The 19,428-nt window shown below is 66.8% G+C and carries 17 protein-coding genes and 1 tRNA gene; 9 read left to right on the top strand and 9 right to left on the bottom strand.

Translation table 11 applies throughout. The features are described 5' to 3' along the window. The first annotated feature begins 128 nt into the window (after window positions 1-128). From ACTAQI_RS08685 to ACTAQI_RS08675, 3 genes are read left to right on the top strand one after another with little or no spacing between them, the layout of a single operon-like run. Window positions 129-1,118: a metal ABC transporter solute-binding protein, Zn/Mn family gene (locus ACTAQI_RS08685; RefSeq protein WP_457950619.1), complete on the top strand. Its 990-nt coding sequence runs from the start codon at window positions 129-131 to the stop codon at window positions 1,116-1,118. Continuing rightward, window positions 1,115-1,930, top strand: a complete 816-nt coding sequence (locus ACTAQI_RS08680; protein ID WP_457950618.1) for a metal ABC transporter ATP-binding protein — start codon at window positions 1,115-1,117, stop codon at window positions 1,928-1,930. Before ACTAQI_RS08685 ends, ACTAQI_RS08680 begins: the two co-directional genes overlap by 4 nt. Continuing rightward, complete coding sequence (locus tag ACTAQI_RS08675) at window positions 1,930-2,814, top strand: metal ABC transporter permease (RefSeq protein ID WP_457950617.1); 885 nt, start codon at window positions 1,930-1,932, stop codon at window positions 2,812-2,814. The genes ACTAQI_RS08680 and ACTAQI_RS08675 overlap by 1 nt, the downstream gene beginning before the upstream one ends. Here ACTAQI_RS08675 and ACTAQI_RS08670 read toward each other — a convergent pair. Beyond that, the gene (locus ACTAQI_RS08670) at window positions 2,792-3,253 is read right to left on the bottom strand and encodes a Fur family transcriptional regulator (RefSeq protein ID WP_457951022.1); all 462 of its coding nucleotides are present in this window, start codon (window positions 3,251-3,253) and stop codon (window positions 2,792-2,794) included. The genes ACTAQI_RS08675 and ACTAQI_RS08670 overlap by 23 nt on opposite strands. Window positions 3,254-3,344: 91 nt before the next feature. On the opposite strand from ACTAQI_RS08670, the gene ACTAQI_RS08665 reads away from it, so the two are divergent. Further along, the gene (locus ACTAQI_RS08665) at window positions 3,345-4,001 is read left to right on the top strand and encodes an MBL fold metallo-hydrolase (RefSeq protein WP_457950616.1); all 657 of its coding nucleotides are present in this window, start codon (window positions 3,345-3,347) and stop codon (window positions 3,999-4,001) included. On the opposite strand, the gene ACTAQI_RS08660 is transcribed toward ACTAQI_RS08665, so the two are convergent. After that, entirely contained in the window at window positions 3,998-5,116 is a 1,119-nt protein-coding gene (locus tag ACTAQI_RS08660) for a PLP-dependent cysteine synthase family protein (protein WP_457950615.1), read from the bottom strand. The genes ACTAQI_RS08665 and ACTAQI_RS08660 overlap by 4 nt on opposite strands. A 116-nt stretch (window positions 5,117-5,232) precedes the next feature. Here ACTAQI_RS08660 and ACTAQI_RS08655 point away from each other — a divergent pair, with 116 nt between their 5' ends. From ACTAQI_RS08655 to ACTAQI_RS08645, 3 genes are read left to right on the top strand one after another with little or no spacing between them, the layout of a single operon-like run. After that, window positions 5,233-6,126: a sulfurtransferase gene (locus tag ACTAQI_RS08655; RefSeq protein ID WP_457950614.1), complete on the top strand. Its 894-nt coding sequence runs from the start codon at window positions 5,233-5,235 to the stop codon at window positions 6,124-6,126. Next, window positions 6,123-7,292, top strand: a complete 1,170-nt coding sequence (locus ACTAQI_RS08650; protein ID WP_457950613.1) for an NAD(P)-dependent alcohol dehydrogenase — start codon at window positions 6,123-6,125, stop codon at window positions 7,290-7,292. Before ACTAQI_RS08655 ends, ACTAQI_RS08650 begins: the two co-directional genes overlap by 4 nt. Next, complete coding sequence (locus ACTAQI_RS08645) at window positions 7,289-7,717, top strand: HIT family protein (protein ID WP_457950612.1); 429 nt, start codon at window positions 7,289-7,291, stop codon at window positions 7,715-7,717. The genes ACTAQI_RS08650 and ACTAQI_RS08645 overlap by 4 nt, the downstream gene beginning before the upstream one ends. A 72-nt stretch (window positions 7,718-7,789) precedes the next feature. On the opposite strand, the gene hrpA is transcribed toward ACTAQI_RS08645, so the two are convergent. The 3 genes from hrpA to ACTAQI_RS08630 all read right to left on the bottom strand — a co-directional run bounded on the left by hrpA (window position 7,790) and on the right by ACTAQI_RS08630 (window position 13,295). Next, window positions 7,790-11,779: an ATP-dependent RNA helicase HrpA gene (gene hrpA / locus ACTAQI_RS08640; protein ID WP_457950611.1), complete on the bottom strand. Its 3,990-nt coding sequence runs from the start codon at window positions 11,777-11,779 to the stop codon at window positions 7,790-7,792. A 62-nt stretch (window positions 11,780-11,841) separates the two neighbouring features. Next, on the bottom strand, window positions 11,842-12,180 hold the full coding sequence (locus tag ACTAQI_RS08635) for a protealysin inhibitor emfourin (RefSeq protein WP_457950610.1): 339 nt from the start codon (window positions 12,178-12,180) through the stop codon (window positions 11,842-11,844). 62 nt (window positions 12,181-12,242) lie between these two features. Further along, window positions 12,243-13,295: a M4 family metallopeptidase gene (locus ACTAQI_RS08630; protein WP_457950609.1), complete on the bottom strand. Its 1,053-nt coding sequence runs from the start codon at window positions 13,293-13,295 to the stop codon at window positions 12,243-12,245. 125 nt (window positions 13,296-13,420) lie between these two features. Here ACTAQI_RS08630 and ACTAQI_RS08625 point away from each other — a divergent pair, with 125 nt between their 5' ends. Further along, entirely contained in the window at window positions 13,421-14,371 is a 951-nt protein-coding gene (locus ACTAQI_RS08625) for a cation diffusion facilitator family transporter (protein ID WP_457950608.1), read from the top strand. Between the two features lie 92 nt (window positions 14,372-14,463). Here ACTAQI_RS08625 and ACTAQI_RS08620 read toward each other — a convergent pair. The 4 genes from ACTAQI_RS08620 to ACTAQI_RS08605 all read right to left on the bottom strand — a co-directional run bounded on the left by ACTAQI_RS08620 (window position 14,464) and on the right by ACTAQI_RS08605 (window position 17,566). Next, window positions 14,464-14,536: transfer RNA gene (locus ACTAQI_RS08620), tRNA-Arg, on the bottom strand. A gap of 112 nt (window positions 14,537-14,648) precedes the next feature. Next, window positions 14,649-16,205, bottom strand: a complete 1,557-nt coding sequence (locus tag ACTAQI_RS08615) for a ferredoxin--NADP reductase (RefSeq protein WP_457950607.1) — start codon at window positions 16,203-16,205, stop codon at window positions 14,649-14,651. Next, a complete protein-coding gene (locus tag ACTAQI_RS08610; protein ID WP_457950606.1) occupies window positions 16,202-17,065 on the bottom strand; it encodes an FAD:protein FMN transferase in 864 nt (287 codons plus the stop codon). The genes ACTAQI_RS08615 and ACTAQI_RS08610 overlap by 4 nt, the downstream gene beginning before the upstream one ends. 9 nt (window positions 17,066-17,074) lie before the next feature. Further along, window positions 17,075-17,566 (bottom strand): FMN-binding protein, encoded by a 492-nt coding sequence (locus ACTAQI_RS08605; RefSeq protein ID WP_457950605.1) that lies wholly within the window; start codon window positions 17,564-17,566, stop codon window positions 17,075-17,077. Window positions 17,567-17,758: 192 nt separating this feature from the next. Between ACTAQI_RS08605 and argS the strand changes: the two genes are divergently transcribed. After that, window positions 17,759-19,423 carry an arginine--tRNA ligase gene (gene argS, locus ACTAQI_RS08600; protein WP_457950604.1) on the top strand — a complete coding sequence of 555 codons (1,665 nt, stop codon included), beginning with the start codon at window positions 17,759-17,761 and terminating at the stop codon, window positions 19,421-19,423. The last annotated feature ends 5 nt before the right edge of the window (window positions 19,424-19,428 follow it).

Genomic DNA, 19,428 nt, shown 5'->3' with positions numbered 1-19,428 from the left:
TCCCGATCAGCAGCGGCGCCCCGCAGCGGCCCTTCCACAAGCCGTACAGGAACCTAAATAGGAATCATTCGCATTTAGGTATAGGCTGGCAGTGTTGTCCCGCCCACCTGTCTGAACCGAGGTTTTTCGTGCGCCGTCCAGCCGCTGCCAGCTTTTTCCTTGCCGCCCTTACGGGCCTTGGCTTCCTGCTCAGTGCCTGCAGCGCCCAGCCGTCGCAAACCGCGGACCCGGCGCAGGGCATCCACGTGGTGGCCTCAACAAACGTCTACGGTGACATCGCCCGGACCATCGGCGGGGACAGGGTCAAAGTGACCGCCATCATCAATAACGCCGGCCAGGATCCGCACTCCTACGAGGCGACCGCCCAGGACCGGCTGGCTGTGTCCAAGGCGCAGCTGGTCATCGAAAACGGCGGCGGCTATGACGACTTCCTCCATACCCTGGTGGAGAGCAGCAAGGTGGACAGCGGATCGGTGCTGACCGCCGCCGAAGTCTCCGGCCTTGCCCACCCGGAAGAAGCCACACCTGTTGTGACGGGGGAGGCTGCAAGCGCGGCTCCAGGCGCCACGGACGGGCATGACCACGGCGACTTCAATGAACACGTCTGGTACAGCCTGCCTGCAATGGGGCGCATGGCCGACGGCATCGCGGGCAAGCTCGGCGCCCTGGACCCCGGTTCTGCTGCCACGTTCAAGGCCAATGCCGAGTCCTTCAAGTCCTCCCTGTCGGGTCTCAGCAGTAAGCTGGACGCCTTGAAAGGCACCGCAGCCGGAGGCGAGGTTGCAGTGACCGAGCCTGTTCCGCTCTACCTGCTCGAAGATGCAGGCCTGAAGAACGCCACACCCGGGCAATACACTGCGGCAATAGAGGAAGGCAGTGACGTGCCGCCCGCCGCCATGAAGGAAGCCACTGACCTGGTCGCTTCCAAAGCGGTGCGGCTGCTGGCCTATAACGCCCAGACTGAAGGCCCGCAGACGGAAGCGCTTAAGAAGGCGGCTGAAACCGCCGGCGTGCCCGTGGTGGACTTTACCGAGACCCTGCCCGAAGGCAAGACCTACCTGCAGTGGATGACGGACAATGTGAACAACATCAGCAAGGTTCTGGAGACAAACAGGTGAAATCCGTCGTCAGCCTCAAAGGGGCGTGCCTCAAGTTCGGCCAGCGCACGCTCTGGGAGGACCTGGACTTGGACATCAAGCCCGGCGAGTTCTTCGCCGTGCTGGGTCCCAACGGCAGCGGCAAGACCAGCTTCCTCAAAGTCCTGCTGGGCCTGCAGAAGCTGCACTCGGGACAGGCATCGCTGGGCGGGCGGCCCGTGGAGCGCGGCAGCAGCCTGATCGGCTACATTCCCCAGCAAAAATCCTTTGCGCCGGATACGCCCATGCGGGCCCGCGACCTGGTGGCACTGGGGGTCGATGGCCACCGCTGGGGCGTGCGCCTGTCGTCGGCCAAGACAAAGCGCCAGGTGGACCAGCTCCTGGAACTGGTGGGAGCCTCCGACTACGCCAACGTCCCGGTAGGGCAGCTCTCCGGCGGCGAGCAGCAACGGCTCCGGGTGGCACAGGCCCTGGCCACCGACCCCCAGGTCCTGCTCTGTGACGAGCCGCTGTTGTCCCTGGATCTGCACCACCAGCAGGCAGTGAGTGCACTGATCAGCAAGCAAAGCCGTGAGCACAACAGCGCCGTTGTCTTCGTCACCCACGAAATTAATCCGATCATCGAGTACGTGGACCGTGTCCTGTACCTGGCCGGGGGGCGGTTCAAGGTGGGAACACCGGACGAGGTCATGACCACCGAAGTGCTCTCCGACCTTTATGGCACCCAAGTGGAAGTGATCCACGCCAACGGGCGGATCGTCGTCGTTGGCCTGCCCGATGCCACCACCCATCACCACGCCGACGCCGACGCCCTGGCAGGGGAGGTGGCGTAATGGACGCCGACAGTATCCTGGGCGCCATCTTCAACTTCGACAACTACGGCGAACTGCTGGTCCTGGTCCAGAACTCCATCTGGGCGGGCGCCATCCTGGGGCTCCTTGGCGGCCTCGTCGGCACGTTCGTCATGAAGCGGGACCTTGCCTTCGCGGTCCACGGCATCTCAGAACTTTCCTTCGCGGGCGCCGCCTTCGCCCTGCTGGTGGGCGCGGATGTGGTCTTTGGCTCGCTCATTGGCTCGGTAGCGGCAGCACTGCTTCTGGGCCTGATGGGAGTCCGGGCCAGGGACAAGAACTCCACCATCGGGGTGATCATGCCATTCGGCCTGGGACTCGGAATCCTGTTCCTGTCCCTGTACCAGGGCCGCGCCGCGAACAAGTTCGGGCTCCTCACCGGGCAAATTGTCTCCGTGGACACCGTCCAGCTCCAGGCGCTCGCCGGAACAGCCGTCGTCGTAATGATCGTGCTGTTGGCCATCTGGCGGCCGCTGAACTTCGCCAGCGTGGATCCCGAACTCGCCGAGGCGCGGGGAGTCCCGGTCCGCTTCCTGGCCCTTGTCTTCATGGTCCTGCTGGGGGTCACTGTGGCCCTGTCCATCCAGGTGGTGGGCGCGCTGTTGGTGCTAGCCCTCCTGATTACGCCTGCGGCTGCGGCGCTGCGGGTCACGTCAACGCCAGTAGCGGCGGTGGTCCTGAGCGTTGTCTTCGCGGTGACTGCAACGGTGGGCGGAATTCTGCTGGCATTGGGCGGACGGATCCCCATCAGCCCCTACGTCACTACGTTATCGTTCCTGATCTACGTGGTGTGCCGCGCTATCAGCTCGGTGCGCGCGGCGCGGGGCATCAACGGCCGGGTCCTTACAGCTTCCCGGCAGCCTTAAGGGCGGTGCAGTCCGGGCACAGTCCGAAAATCTCCACCGTGTGGTCCACCTCAGTGAACCCGTGCTGTGCGGCCGTGCGTACGGCCCAGGTTTCGACGGCGGGCGCTTCCACCTCCACCGCCTTTCCGCAGTTCCTGCACAGCAGGTGATGGTGGTGCGCAGTCACCGCACAGCGCCGGTACACCGCCTCGCCGTCGCCATTGCGAAGGACGTCAACCAGGCCTTCATCGGCAAGTGACTGCAGGATCCGGTAGGCGGTGGCAAGCGAAACAGACACGCCCTGGTTCTGCAGGATCCGGTAGAGCTCCTGCGTGCTGACAAAGTCGTCCAGACGGTCCAGCGCGGCGCTGACGGCTTTGCGCTGCTTGGTGACGCGCTGTTCCTTGCCGCCTCCTGCCGGGGACGGGGCGGCGGAATCAGCCTTGACGCCGATCGGCATGGACGAACTCGCTTCCGTGGGGGGCAAACATCAAGATTACCAGTCAGAGCCTCATGGACAGCGTTCCGGGACGGACCCTAGGCTGGCGCTTATGAAGCTGACCAAATACACCCACGCCTGCGTCCGGCTCGAGAAGGAGGGCGGGGTCCTGGTCCTGGATCCCGGCACCTTCTCCGAATCAGCCGAGGCGCTGTCGGGGGCCCAGGCAGTCCTGGTGACCCACGAACACGCAGATCATCTTGACACCAAGGCTGTGGTGGAAGCCCTCCAAGCCAACCAGCACCTAGAGCTGCACGCTCCCGAGGGCGTTGCGCGCCAGCTGCGGGAGGAAGCTCCCGGTGCCGCTGACCGTGTCCACACCGTGGAACCTGGCTCTTCCTTCCAGGCAGCGGGCTTCGACATCCGCAGCTTCGGCGGCCAGCATGCCCTGATCCACCCCCAGATCCCGCTGGTGGCCAACATCGGCTTCCTGGTGGACGGCAACTTGTACCACCCGGGGGACTCGTTCATCATCCCGGACGGCATCAAGGTCCAGACACTCCTGGTTCCGCTGCATGCCCCCTGGAGCAAGTCCGCCGAGGTAGTGGACTTTGTGATCGGGGTGCGGGCGCCGCGGGCGTTCCAGATCCACGACGGGCTGCTCAACGACAACGGCCTGGGCATCGTTGAAGGGCACGTCAAGCGGATTGGGGCCAAATACGGCACGGAATACCGGCACCTGGCACCCCGCGAGTCCGTGGAGGTCTAGCTCTGGCCGGCCGCCCCGGTCCATTCCCCGGTGTCAAGGAAACGCGCAATCACCGCTTCATACGGCGCCGGATCCAGCCCCTGTCCGTCCAGCCAGCCCTGGTTCCAGTAGTTGCCCGCATAGCGTTCGCCGCCGTCGCACATCAACGACACGACGCTGCCCCGGCGGCCTTCCGACAGCATGCCGGCAATTGTCTGCCAGACCCCCCACAGGTTGGTGCCGGTGGACGGGCCGGCGTGCAGGCCTGCGAAGGAGTCCAGGTGCCGCATCGCAGCGACAGAGGCCGCATCCGGCACCTGCACCATCCTGTCGATTACCGTGGGAATGAAACTTGGCTCCATCCGCGCCCGGCCAATGCCTTCGATCCGGGAGGGCAGGCCGGTGGGCTGTCCGGCTGATTCCCCCAGCCAGCCGGGATAGAACGCGGAGTTTTCCGGGTCCACCACCAGCAGCCTGGTGGGATGGCTGTGATACCGCAGGTACCGGCCGATCGTGGCGCTGGTTCCCCCGGTGCCCGCGCCCACCACGATCCAGTCCGGCACCGGGCACGGCTCCAGGCTGAGCTGGCCGAAGATCGATTCGGCGATGTTGTTGTTGCCGCGCCAGTCCGTTGCCCGCTCCGCGAAGGTGAACTGGTCCATGTAGTGGCCGTTGCAGGTGGCAGCTACCTCTTCTGCCGCCGCGTAGACGTCGGATGCGTTCTCCACCAGCAGGCAGGAACCGCCGAACTTTTCGATCAGCGCGATCTTTTCCGGGCTGGTGGTGCGTGCCATCACGGCGACGAAAGGGAGCCCCAGCAGTTGGGCGAAGTACGCCTCCGATACCGCCGTGCTGCCGCTGGAGGCCTCCACGATGGTGGTGTCCTCCCGGATCCAGCCGTTGACCAGCCCAAACAGGAACAGCGACCTTGCCAGCCGGTGCTTAAGGCTGCCGGAACGGTGCGTGGACTCGTCCTTGAGGTACAGCTGGATGCCCCAGTGCTCCGGCAGGTCCACGGAGTAAAGGTGCGTGTCCGCCGAGCGGTTGTTCTCCGCCCTGATGGTGCGGATGGCCCGGTCAGCCCAGTCCCGGTCCGTTCCACCGCTGCCCGTGCCGGTGCTGCCTTCGATCCTCACCGCACCAGCCTACCCGCGGCAGCAGGGGTTGCCCGTCTAGAGTTGGACCGTTGGCTGGGCAGCTGGGGCGCTGGCCGCGCCGGCAATGAAAGCCCAAATTGCGCAGGAGGAGCACCATGAAGCCGTTGATTGACGTCCCCGGCCTTGAAGCCAGGCTTGCCGCAGGGCACCGGACGGTGCTGCTGGATGTGCGCTGGGTGCTGGGCGATCCGCACGGCCATGATCACTACCTTGCGGAGCACCTGCCCGGCGCGGTGTTCGTGGACCTGGCCACGGAGCTTTCAGACCCGGCAGTCCCGGACCGGGGGCGGCACCCCCTGCCGTCCCGCAGCCAGTTCCGGGAGTCCGCCCGCCGCTGGGGCATTCGGAACGGCGACGTTGTGGTTGCCTACGATGACAGCGCGAACATGGCGGCGGCCAGGCTGTGGTGGATGCTGCGCGAAGCCGGCTTCACCGGGGCTTACCTGCTCGACGGCGGTTTGGGCGCCTGGCGTGCCGCCGGCCTGCCGCTTGAGGAGGGCCCAGTCCATCCCGCCCCCGGTGACGTTCAGCTGGGAAGCGGGCAGATGTCCGTGGTCGACGCCGGTGCTGCCGCCGCCTGGCCGCACAGCGGCCTTTTGCTCGACGCGAGGGCGGGGGAGCGGTACCGGGGAGAGATCGAACCGGTTGATCCCCGCGCCGGCCACATCCCTGGCGCGGTCAGCGCCCCCACCACTGCGAACGTGGACGGCACCGGGCGGTTCCTGCCACCTGCGGAACTGCGGCGGAGGTTCGAATCCCTCGGCGTCAAGGACAGCCGGCCGGTCGCCGTCTACTGCGGCTCCGGCGTCACGGCAGCCCACGAGGTCGCCGCCTTGGAACTCGCCGGGTTCTCCGCTGCCCTCTACCCGGGCTCCTTCTCGGAGTGGTCAAACCGCCCGGACCTGCCGGTTGCCACGGGCCCGGAACCGGGCCACGGCGCCGCCCCGGCTGGAAACTCCGGCGCAACCGGGGGTAGCGTCGCACTATGACACCAGGACGTCCCGTACCACCGCCCCTTGCCAATCCCATTTCACCCGCTGATGACGCCACGTCCACAGGAACCGCAGCCGGAGGCGCCGGTGTGCGCGCCGCAGCCTATGGTGCAGTGTCCGGAGACAGCGGGCTGGTGCCGCTGACAGTTGCCAGGCGCGCTCCCAAAGCGGACGACGTGGAGATCGCCATCGAGTTCTGCGGGCTCTGCCACTCGGATGTGCACGCCACCCGCGGAGAATGGGGCGGCCAGACATACCCCCTGGTGCCCGGCCACGAAATCGTGGGCACCGTCAGCAGGACCGGTTCGAATGTCACCGACTTCGCCGTGGGCGACCGGGTGGGCGTGGGCTGCATGGTGGACTCCTGCCGCGAGTGCGAAAGCTGCCTCGACGGCCTTGAGCAGTACTGCGAAAACGGGATGACCGGCACCTACGGTGCAAAGGACCGCCGCAACGGCGACGCCGTCACGCAGGGCGGTTATTCATCGTCCATCGTGGTGGACCGCCGCTACGTCCTCCGCGTTCCGGAGTCGCTGGATCCGGCCGCCACCGCGCCCCTGTTGTGCGCCGGCGTCACCACGTTCTCGCCGCTGCGGCACTTCGATGTCGAGGAAGGCGACGTGGTGGGCGTTGTGGGGCTTGGGGGCCTGGGCCACATGGCCGTCAAGCTGGCCAAGGCCATGGGGGCAAAGGTGGTGGTCTTCACCACCTCGGAGTCAAAAGTTCCGGCCGCCCTGGAACTGGGGGCGGACGAAGTTGTCCTGTCCCGGGACGAGGCCGCCATGGACGCCGCGAACCGCACCATCGACCTCATCATCGATACCGTTGCGGCCCCGCACGACCTGAATCCCTTCTTCCGCACCCTGCGCGTGGACGGTGCACTGTTCCAGCTTGGACTGCCTTCCGAGGCCATGCCGCCCGTCAACCCGGGCGCCCTGATCCGGCGCCGGATCGCCTATGCGGGGTCGCTGATTGGCGGCATCGCCGAAACGCAGGAGATGCTGGACTTCTGCGCCGAGCACGGCGTGGTGGCCGACATCGAGCTGGTGGCCGCCGGCCAGCTCAATGATGCCTACGACCGGATGGTCGCTGGAGACGTAAAGTACCGGTTCGTGCTGGACACCAGCACACTGCAGGCAGCCGCCGAGGAGGCAGACGCATGAGCACGCTTTTCACCAAGATCCTGAAGGGCGAGATTCCGGGCCGGTTCGTATGGCGCGAGGACGACGTTTCGGCGTTCCTTACCACCGGCCCTCTTGCCGACGGACATACCCTGGTGGTTCCCACCGAGGAAGTGGACCGCTGGACGGACGCCTCGCCGGAGACCCTCGCCAGGGTCATGGAAGTGGCACGGCGGATCGGTGCGGTCCAGGTGGACATTTTCGGCGCCCGGCGCGCCGGCCTGATCGTGGCGGGCTACGAGATCAACCACCTGCATGTGCATGTGTGGCCCTCACAAAGCATGGCCGACTTCGATTTTGGCTCCGCGGACCAGAACCCGGACCCCGCGGTGCTGGACGCCAACGCCGAAAAGCTGCGCGAAGGCCTACGGGCGGCCGGCCACGGGGAATTCGTTCCCGCGGCCTGACTGCGTGATGTCCCCTGGGTGCCCGGCCCGGGAGGCCGGGCACTCTCATGAGAGGCACCCATGCCGGGGCACTCATGCCGGGGCGAGTGCCTTGTTGAGCACGGCCCGGATTCGCTTCTCGGACACCGAATAGGCCGTCCCCAGCTCCACGGCGAACAGGCTTACCCGGAGCTCCTCGATCATCCAGCGCACCTGGGTTAACTCCCGTCCGGCACGCCGGCCGGGCAGCAGTGCCGATAAGGCATCGTCATAGTCGTCCTCGAGCCGCTGGACCACTGCCATGTTCAGGGCATCCCGCTGCACGTTACCGGGCAGGCGTTCCAGCCGCTTCTCGATGGCCGACAGGTACCGCGGGAGCTGGCTGAGCTGGGCGTAGCCCGTGCGTGCCACAAAACCCGGGTACACGAGTTGTTCCAGCTGGCTCTTGATGTCGTTCAGCGCGCTGATCAGGGCAAGGCTGGTGGTGCCCTTGAGCTGCTTTTCGATCCGGCGGGTGCTGGCAAGGATTCGCTCGACGACGGCCGTGACCGTGAAGACGGTGTCGATCAGTTCAGCGCGCACCAGCTCGTAAAGACCGTCAAACCCCTGGCGGTCCCAGGGAAGTTCCGGGGGCGTGAGCTTGTCGATGGCCGCCAGTGCACAGTCGGCGATAAGGGCCGTCACCGACCCGTGCGGATTCTGGCTGAACGTGAGCTTTTCGGTGTTGCTCAGGTGCTCCAGGACGTAGCGGTCCGGCGCCGGGACGCGCAGTGCCAGCAGCCGGATCACACCGCCGCGCATGGCGTCGAGCTGTTCCTCAGCCGTCTGGAACACACGCAGCGACACGGACCTGCCCTGGTCCACGAGCGCCGGATAACCGGTAACCGTGTGGCCCTTGACCATGCTGCTCACCTGGCGCTCGATGGTGCCGAAGCTCCATTCGGTAAGGCCTTCCTGCTCCACGAACCCTGCCGCGGAGGAGGCCCCCGGCACCCCGGCGCCTTGCTGACGGGCCGGCGGGCCGCCGTCGGACGCCTTACCATCCCGGCGCTGTGCTTTACTGCCCGCGCCGGGCGCGGTGGAGGCCGGGGTGGCACCGAGCGACTCGGCAATGGCCCGCCGGGTGGCGGGGGCAAGTTGCTCCTGGAGCCCGGCGAGGTCCTTTCCCTCGCCCAGCACCTTGCCGTGGCTGTCCACCACCTTGAAACTCACCCGCAGGTGCGGAGGAACGGCGTCCCAGTTCCAGGAGCCCGGTGGGATGACCGCGCCGCGGATCCGCCGCAGCGCAAGCTCCAGCGAAGGCTCCAGCTCATCCTTTGCGGGATCGAAGTCCGACTCCAGCAACGCCACCGCCTGCCGGGCAACATCGGGGGCGGGGACGAAGTTCTTCCGGATCTGCTTGGGCAGCGACTTGATCAGGGCAGTCACCAGCTCAACGCGCTGGCCGGGAATCAGCCAGCGGAACGGGGCGTCATCAAGCTGGTTGAGGAACAGGACAGGAACTTCTGCCGTGACGCCGTCCGACGGGTTGGGCGGCGAGCCCGGTGCCACCGGATGGAACTCGTATGTCAACGGAAGCTCGAAGCCCTTGTGCAGCCAGGTCTTCGGGTAGGCGGACACGTCCAGGTCATCGGCGTCGTCGCTCAGGAGCAGCGACTTGTCGTAGTCCAGGAGATCCGGATTCTCCCTGCGGGCGTCCTTCCACCACTTGTCGAAGTGCCGCTCGGAGACCACATCGGGGCCGATCCTGGCATCGTAGAACTCGAACAACGTCTCATCATCCACCAGCAGGTCGCGACGGCGCATGCGGGCCTCGAGCTCCTCCACCTCGTGCAGGAGCGCGCGGTTGCGGTGGAAGAACTTGTGGTGGGTTTTCCAGTCACCCTCCACCAAGGCGTGCCTGATGAACAGTTCCCGGGCCACCACCGGGTCCACCCGGCCATAGTTGATTCGCCGCTGGGCGATGATTGGAACGCCATACAGGGTGACTTTTTCATAGGCCATCACCGCACCCTGCCGGGTGGACCAGTGGGGTTCGCTGTAGCTGCGCTTGACGAGGTCCGGTGCCACCTGTTCGGCCCAGACGGGATCGAACCTGGCGGCCACCCTGGCCCACAGCCGGCTGGTTTCCACCAACTCGGCTGCCATGACGAACGTGGGGGACTTCTTGAACAGGGCGGATCCGGGGAAAATCGCGAAGCGGCTGCCGCGGGCGCCGGCGTATTCGCGCTTGCGCTCGTCCAGGATGCCGATGTGGCTTAGGAGGCCGGAGAGCAGGCTGATGTGGATTCCGTCGTGGTTGCCCACGGGATCCGCCACGCGCTTGTTGTCCAGGCTGATCCCCAGCGGCCGGGCCAGCTGGCGCAGCTGCGCGAAGAGATCCTGCCATTCCCGGACCCGCAGGTAGTTGATGAATTCGGCGCGGCACAACCGGCGGAAGGCCGACGACGACAGCTCCTGCTGCTTCTCCTGCAGGTAGTTCCAGAGGTTGAGGTAGCCGGTGAAGTCCGAGTTTTCGTCCCGGAAGCGGTTGTGCTTTTCCGCGGCCAGTTGCTGCTTGTCGGTGGGCCGTTCGCGCGGGTCCTGGATGGTGAGCGCGGCCGCCAGGACCATGACTTCCCGGACGCAGCCGCGCTTTCCCGCTTCCACGATCATGCGGCCCAGGCGCGGATCGACAGGCAGCTGGGCAAGTTGCTGTCCGACGGCGGTGAGGCCGCCGCCTTTCGGTCCGCCCCGGCCGCCGGCTGCTTCAGGAGTGCCGCCGTTGCCCTGGGTGCGTGGGGGAGCCAGGGCGCCCAGCTCACGCAGGAGGGTGACGCCGTCGTTGATGGCCCGGGTTTCCGGCGGTTCGACGAAGGGGAAGTCCTCAACGTCCTTGGGGCCTCTTGCCACGCCCATGGCGGTCATCTGGAGGATGACGGCGGCGAGGTTGGTCCGCAGGATTTCCGGGTCCGTGAACCGGGGCCGCGACTCGAAATCCTCCTCGGAGTACAGCCGGATGGCGATGCCGTCTGACACGCGGCCGCAACGGCCCGAGCGCTGGTTGGCCGATGCCTGCGACACGCGTTCGATGGGCAGGCGCTGGACCTTGGTGCGGTGCGAGTAGCGGGAGATGCGGGCCGTGCCGGTGTCGATGACGTACTTGATGCCCGGTACGGTCAGCGACGTTTCCGCCACGTTGGTGGCCAGCACGATCCGGCGCTTGCTGCCAGGGTGGAACACCTTGTGCTGCTCCTGCAGGCTCAGGCGGGCAAACAGGGGGAGGATCTCGGTGTTGGCCAGCCGGCGGTTGGACTGGATTCGTGCCTGCAGGGCTTCAGCGGCGTCCCGGATCTCCCGCTCACCGGAGAAGAACACCAGGATGTCACCGGGCGCCTCCGCTGCGAGCTCGTCCACGGCATCGCAGACGGCGTCAAGGGGGTCGCGGTCCTCCTCGAGTTCATCGTCCGATGCTTCCTCTTCGTCCGCCTTCGGCTGGGAGAGCGGACGGTAGCGGATTTCCACGGGGTACGTCCGGCCGGAGACCTCAACGATGGGGGCCGGGTCTTCCGGGGTGCCAAAGTGGTTGGCGAACCGTTCGGGATCGATGGTGGCCGAGGTGATGATGACCTTCAGGTCCGGCCGCTGGGGCAGGATCCGCTTGAGGTAGCCCAGGATGAAGTCGATGTTGAGGCTGCGCTCATGGGCCTCGTCGATGATGATGGTGCTGTATTTGCGCAGCAGCTTGTCCCGCTGGATCTCGGCGAGCAGGATGCCATCGGTCATGAGTTTGACCTTGGTCGCCTTGCTTACCTCGCCCGTGAAGCGGACCTGGAAGCCCACCTCCTGGCCGATGTCCACGCCCAGTTCCTCCGCGATGCGTTCTGCCACCGTCCGGGCCGCCAGCCGCCGGGGCTGGGTGTGCCCAATCAGGCCCTTCTCTCCCAGTCCCAGTTCAAGGCACATCTTGGGAATCTGGGTGGTCTTTCCGGAGCCGGTCTCGCCGGCGATGATGGTCACCTGGTTGGCGGCGATCGCGGCCATCAGGTCCTCGCGGCGCTCGGAAACCGGCAGCTCGGCGGGATAGGAAATATGAAAAGTCATGGCTGCAGACAGTCTACTGCCGCGGGGAGCGGCCCTCATTCGGCTCCCGCCTGCAGACGCCCTCAGGCAGGACCGCTGGCCCCCGCCCCGGGACGGGATCCGCCGGCGGCTTCCTCAGCGGCGGCCCGGGCGGTGTCTACCAAAATGCGCCACGGGCCGGTGAGGGCATGTTCCGGCAGGGCGGCCCTGCGCTGCCCTGCCGTGATGGAGTAGATGAAGCGGTCCGGCTGGGGCGCCTCGAAGGCCGCGGCGGCTGCCCGTGGAGTGCTGGGAACCGCATCCCACGGGCACGCTTCGACGATGGGCTGCCACTGGCTGAGGTCGCTGTCCGTTTGGGCGTCCACCGTCCACACGCGCGTGACCGCCGCGATCCCGCCGGTGCGCTCCACCTTGATCTTCATGGCCTTGGCCTCTGGACTTCTTTACGGCCCGGGAGCCAGTGACCGGGCAGCCGGGGCAGTGGTTAAACCTTGACCTTTACAGTTTCCCACGCCGCCCCTACAGCGTCATGCTCCGGGGACTCCGGGCCGAAAAGGTCCGCCGCAGCGCGCACCGTGGCACCGGCAAAGACGGTGAACGTGGCGGCGGCCCGGAGGGAACCGTTGGTCAGGGTCTCGTACCAAATGCGGCCCGGAGCATCCCACGCGTGGCCGCCCAAGGCTTCCGCCACCAGGTAGAAGGCGCGGTTGGGGATGCCGGAGTTGATGTGGACGCCGCCGTTGTCCGCACTGGTCCGGACATAGGAGTCCATCGAGTCGGGCTGCGGATCCTTGCCCAGCACGTCGTCGTCGTACGCCGTCCCCGGGGCTTTCATGGACCGCAGGGCCTGCCCCTGGACCTTGGATGTGAAGAGGCCTTCCCCGATCAGCCAGCTGGCCTGCGCGGCGGTCTGGTTCTTGGCGTACTGCTCCACGAGCGCGCCGAAGACGTCGGACATGGATTCATTCAGGGCGCCCGCCTGGTTCCGGTACACAAGCCCGGCCGAGTATTGGGTGACGCCGTGGGCCAGTTCGTGTCCGATGACGCTCACGGATTTGGTGAAGCGCTCAAAGACGTCGCCGTCGCCATCACCGAAGACCATCTGGCTGCCGTTCCAGAAGGCGTTGTCATAGAGCTTCCCGAAGTGCACGGTGGCGTCCAGCTTCAACCCGCGTCCGTCCACCGAATCGCGTCCGAAGGCGTCGGCATACAGCCGGTGGGTTGATCCCAGCCCGTCATAGGCCTCATCGGCAGCGGGATCGCTGGCGACAGGTCCGCCTTCTTTGCGGACGAGCCTGCCGGGGAGGGTTTCGTCGCCGCCGGCGTCGTAGATGGCGCGGTTGACCGGCCCCGGCTTTACCTGCCGGAGGCCTGGTGGGAGGGCCGGCACAGCCAGTGACCGTGCAGCCTGGAATGATTCGACGTGCCCCAGGGCTTTCCGGGCGGCGCTTGCCGCGGACGAGAACTCCGGCGCATCCTGCTGCGCCAGCCGCCGCAACAGATACGGCGGAACGATTGAACAGAATGGAACGTGCATGGCGTACCCCCTCAACTAGGTGGAATCAGACTACGAGGAGCCACTGACATTGCCGGGGATGCCGCCGCGATGAATTCGGGGGCCTCCGGCGCGCTGCACCGGGCTGGGCTGGGTACGGTAGGCCCATGGCTGAAACCGAAAAGCGACCCAAGTCCAGCTCCACCCTGCTCACGGTCATCATCGCCTTCGTGGCCAACGTGCTCGTGGCGGCGGCAAAGTCGGTGGCTGCTGTCCTGTCGGGCTCGGCCTCGATGGCCGCGGAGGCAGCGCATTCGTGGGCGGATACCGGGAACCAGGTGTTCCTGTTCTTCGCGGAGCGGCGGTCTGCCCGGCCCCGGGACAAGAGCCACCCCATGGGATACGGCCGGGAGGCCTACGTCTGGTCGATGTTCGCTGCGTTCGGCCTCTTTACCGCCGGCGCGGTTGTGTCCATCATGCATGGCGTCCAGCAGATCATTGAGCCGGAGCCCGCGGCAGACTTCATGGTGGCCTACGTGGTCCTGGCCGTGGCCTTCGTCTTCGAAGGGATCTCCTTTATCCAGGCTTTCCGGCAGACCCGGAAGGCGGCCCACGAGCTGGACCGGCACACCCTTGAGCAGGTCCTCATCAGCTCCGATCCCACCCTGCGCGCGGTGTTCGCCGAGGATGCCGCCGCCCTGATCGGCCTCGTCGTGGCCTTCCTGGGCGTGTTCCTGCACCAGGTCACCGGATCACCGCTGCCGGACGCGATCGGTTCCATCGCCGTCGGCGTGCTGCTCGCCGTCGTCGCCGTTGTCCTGATCGACCGCAACAGGCGCTTCCTGGTGGGCCAGGGCGTCACGCCGGACATCGAGCGCTCCATGGCCCGGCGGGTGCTGGAGCACCGCGACATCGCCCGGCTCACGTACCTGCACCTGGAATTCGTGGGCCCCCGCAAGCTGTACCTTGTGGCGGCGGTCGACCTGGAGGGAGACCACCCGGAGCACGAGGTGGCGGTGGCCCTGCGCCGGATCGAGCGTGAACTCGAAGACCACGAGACGGTGGAGGAAGCCGTGCTGACCCTGGCAACCCTTGACGAGGCCGCGCTGCGCTTCTGACCTGGCCCGCCATCACGAAGCCCGCCAGCACGGCCCGGAAGCGTAAACGAAGAAACCCCCGCCGCTTCTCTGAAGCGGCGGGGGTTTTCTTGTGCCCTCGATAGGATTCGAACCTACGACCTTCTGCTCCGGAGGCAGACGCTCTATCCCCTGAGCTACGAGGGCAATCAGGGTATCCGGCCGTTCCCGGCGGGACGTCCTAGAGCTTAGCAGCAAGGTGGCCCGCAATGGAAAACCGCCGCTGAAAAGGCAGTCTGCCGGTCAGCCGCCAGCGGCCTCAGTAGCCCGAAAAAGAGTCCGTCCGGACCCGGTGTGCGCCTGCACGCCTGGCGGCACGGCGGAGGGATGCAACGCTTGCGGGGGAGCCGGAGACGTAAACGTCCCTGCCGGCAATGTCCGGGACAAGCGCCGCAAGCGTCGTTCCGTCGAGCCGGCCGTCCCCGCCGGGGTTGGCGGCGGAAGCGGAGGCCAGGCCCGGGGGCGCCCCGGAACCGTCCGCGAGCCGCACCAGTACGCGGACGCCGGACTTCCGGAGTTCTTCCGCGTAGGCCACCTCCCCGGCGCTCCGGGCCAGGAGCAGGAGCACGGCGTCCCGCTCCCGCAGGCTCCCGGAGGAGAGCTGTGAAACAAACGGCGTGATGCCAATCCCCGCCGCAATGAGCAGCACCGGCCGGCGCGGATCCCTCGGCAGGACGAAGTCGCCGCCCACCGCCGTGGCTGTCACTTCGTCACCCGGCCGCAACGCCAGGAGCGCTTGCTTTGCCGCGGACAAAGGCCCCGCCGTCCGCACCCCAAACTTCACCAGGCGCTCGCCGGGGGAGCCCGTCAGGCTGAACACCCGGCGTCGGCCTTTCCCGTCCGGCCTGTCGTGCGGCAGGTCCAGCTCCATGTACTGCCCGGGGAGAAAGCGCACCGGCCGGGCAGGCTCGAACGAGAACTCTGTGGTGGCGGCCGTCAGCGGCCGGGTTCCTGCCAACCGGAGCTTCACGGCCCCGCGCTGGCCCGCCAGGAAAGCCAGCAGGTTGCCCGCCAGCAGCGCTGCCTCCGGCGAATTGGCGAAAATGCCCAGGTTCCAGGGGACCGCGAAGAGCACCCCAACCACCGTGGCCAGCACCAGCTGTTGGCGGCGCCGCGGCGGCAACGTCAGGGGCTCGGTCAGCATGAAGCCCACAAAGAAAAGCACCGGACGCTGGGCGAGGGCCTGCCAGAGACCCATGCCTGCCGTCATGCCGGAGCGAAGCAGCTCAAGGGTGATGATCGCCGTGGCCACCACCGTGAACACTGACGCCATCAGCACCTTTCGCGTCCGGTGCAGGACCAGCAGCACGCCGGGTACCAGCAGCAGGAGCATGGCCGGGGTCGCCGCCCACCACGTGGCGATATTCAGCCCCGTGAGCCCGGCGGCAAAGGCGCCGGCGGCGGCAGGATTGAAGATGTGCCGTCCGCGCCACGCCAGCACGTATTTGGATGCGGACGCCAGGACGCACGCCAGCGCCACCCCCACCAGGTCCATCGGCTGCAGGGTCGGCCAGAACAGGAAATAGAGCAGCAGCCCCGTGATAAGCGAGGATTCCGTATGGGGATTTACCCGGAAGAGCGCCGCCAGCGCCCGGTTGGAGGCGTACGTCAAACCCAGGCACAGCGCCAGGTGTGCCAGCATTTCCGGGATGCCAAAAGTCAGCCAGCCCAGCACGTTGAGCAGCAGGCTGTACGCGGCGAGGACTGCCAGGACGACAAGGACAAGCCGGTACATGGTGAACCTGCCCACGGCGGTGCCTATCCGGCCCGTCAGGGAGGGAGCCGGACCGGTTTGCGGAGTATCCACAGGGCTCATGAAAACAGCTTCCCTTCGAATTCGGCTGAATAGGTTGCGCTGCCGTCGGAAAAGACGGTCAGCCAGGAAACGTCGAACGTCTCCTGGAGCAAGGCGCCGGGAACGAAGAAGAGGGCAGTGGCGAGGGCATCGGCAACCATGGCCGTATCCGCCAATGCCCAGGTGGCGACGGCGGTTCGGACGGGCTGCCCGGTGGTTCCGTCCAGGACGTGGTGCAGTCCGTCGCCCCAGGCGCGGCGGTTGGCAGCGGACGCACACAGCGCCCGGCCCTGCAGGTCCATCACGCCAATCGCCTGCGCCGGGTTGTAGGGGTGTTCGAGCGCCACGCCCACGGGCCCGGCTCCGCGGGCCAGCAGGTCCCCGCCGGCATCGATCAGGAACGTGTCAACCCCGGCGGCCTCCAGCTCCCCGGCCAGCAGGTCCACCAGCAGGCCCTTGCCGGCGGCGCCGATGTCCAGCACCACGGGGGCGCTGGCAGTCAGGACCGTGCCGGACCACGTGAGGACCGAATCCCAGGCCGGCGCCGGGAGGGGCGGCCCGGCCGGCCGGAGCGAGTAGGCTGCGTCATACCCCAGGCGCTCCAGGCTGCCGCCAATCAGCGGCGTCATGGCCCCGCCGGTAAGCCGGTAGAGCCGCCCGTACAAGTCGCCCAGCGGAGCAGCCTCATCGGGGAACTCATAGCGGCCCGGCTCCCGCGCCAGGTCCGCAACCAGGGAATCGCTGCGGAAACGGGACCAGTCGCCGTCGAACTTTTCAACCCTCTCCAGAAGGCGCGTCCGCACTGCGGGCGGCAGCGGCAGGGCGGTGGTGATTTCCCAGCCGGTACCGATCCCCTGGAACGAAAAGCCCTCCCGGTCCACCGGCACCGCTTACTGCGCCTCCGCCTTGATCTTCTCCAGGGCCTGGTTGAAACCTCCGCTGGTCAGTGAGGACCCGGCCACCTTGGAAACGTTCAGCTCATCAATGTTTTTCCCCACTACCTGGGCCGCGATGCCCCCCGCAAACTGGCCCTGGAACTTTCGGGTGTTGGGGTTGGACGGGTGCTGGGTGATCTGCACGTCCGTGACGTTTCCCGCTGCAAGCGTCAGCTGCACGCCCACGGTCTCGGTGCCGTTGGGCGAGACATAGTTCCCGTCCGCGTTGTAGGTGCCGTCCTTGTAACTGGCGCCGCTGGCGGCCAGGGAGGAAGATCCGGCAGAGGGGGCGGCTGGTGCTCCGGCAGTCCCTGGCGTGCTGTCAGCGGTGGACGGTGCACAGCCCGCGACGGTTCCTGCCAGGGACAGGCCGGCGATACCGGCGAATAGGCCTTTGCGGATTGCGCCCCTGGACGCGGAGGGGCTCTTGCGGATAGAGGGTCTCATGAAGGCTCTCATTTCACTTTTGGGTTGTCTTCTCTATGGGACGGGCCCTGCGGCAGTGGCTACGGTTTAGTCAACGCCGGATCCGCCCGAATGGTTCACGGATGCGGCCTGGAACATTCTTTTCCGCCCCGCCGGACGGCAGGCACGGCTCCCAAATTCTTTGCTGTCACTGGCCCCCGGTAGTCTAGAGGGGTGACTCCCGAAGAACTTTCCCTCGCCATATCCGCCTGCCTCAAGGACGCCGTCGCCGCCGGCGATATTGCCCTTGCGGCATCAGCCATTCCGGCTGAGGTGCGCGTGGAGCGACCCAAGAACCGGGACCACGGCGACTGGGCCACCAACATCGCCCTCCAGCTCGCCAAGCAGGCCGGCACTAATCCGCGCGAATTCGCCGCCGTCCTCAGCAGCCGGTTGAAGTCCATCGACGGTGTCTCCGCCGTGGATATCGCCGGCCCGGGCTTCCTGAACATTACCGTGGACGCCGCAGCCGCAGGAGCCCTGGCCAAGGTCATCGTTGAGGCCGGCAACGGCTACGGCACCAACACCGCGCTCGCCGGGCGTACCGTCAACATGGAGTTCGTATCCGCCAACCCCACCGGGCCGCTGCACATCGGGCACACCCGCTGGGCCGCCCTGGGCGACTCGATCGCCCGCGTGCTGCGCGCTTCCGGCGCGGACGTCACCGCCGAGTACTACATCAACGACGCCGGTTCGCAGATGAACACTTTCGCGCACTCCGTCTACAACCGGTTGCACGGCCTCCCCGTGCCCGACGGCGGCTACCCCGGGCAGTACATCGCGGACCTTGGCCACGAGGTGCTCACCGCACACCCCGACATCCGCGAGCTCACGGAAGTGGCGGCCCTGCCGGTCATCCGTGCCGCCGCCTACGAGGCCCAGATGAAGGACATCAAGGCCACGCTGGCGGACTTCGGCGTCGAGTTCGACGTCTTCTTCTCCGAGCAGGAACTGCACGACGCCGGCGCCATTGAAAGTGCCGTGGCTCGCCTTCGCGAGCAGGGCCACGTATTCGACGACGGCGGCGCGGTCTGGCTGCGGACCACGGACTTTGGCGACGACAAGGACCGCGTGATGATCCGCGCCAACGGCGAGCCAACCTACTTTGCCGCTGACGCGGCCTACTACCTGTCCAAGAAGGACCGCGGCTTCACCGAAAAGATCTACCTCCTGGGCGCGGACCACCACGGCTACATCAACCGGCTCAAGGCCATCGCCGCCGCGGCGGGTGACGACCCCGAGCTGAACATCGAGGTCCTGATCGGCCAGCTGGTGTCCGTCAACGGGGCCAAGCTGTCCAAGCGTGCCGGCAACATCATCGAGCTCAAGGACCTGATTGAGTGGCTGGGCAAGGACGCCGTCCGCTACTCCCTGGCCCGGTTCCCCGCCGATTCGCCCTTGACGCTGGACCCGGAACTGCTGAAAAAGCACAGCAACGAGAACCCGGTGTTCTATGTCCAGTACGCCCACGCCCGTTCCCGCGGCGCCGCACGCAATGCGGTGGCGGCCGGCGTCGAACGCCAGCTGGACGGCCGGGACAGCTTTGACGCTGCGCTGCTGGACCACGCCACCGAGAACGAGCTGCTGTCCTACCTGGGCAGCTACCCGTCCATTGTGGCCAAGGCCGCGGAACTGCGCGAACCGCACCGTGTTGCCCGCCACCTGGAGGCCATCGCAGGCGCCTACCACCGCTGGTATGACGCATGCCGGATCGCCCCCATGGGCGATGAAGCAGTGACCGACCTCAACCGCACGCGTCTTTGGCTCAACGACGCCACCAGCCAGGTGCTTGCCAACGGACTTGACCTGTTGGGCGTTTCCGCCCCGGAACGGATGTAGATTCG

Source organism: Pseudarthrobacter sp. alpha12b, assembly GCF_054130495.1.
Note: the sequence above shows the minus strand (reverse complement) of the source record. Positions and strands in the feature narration are given on the sequence as shown.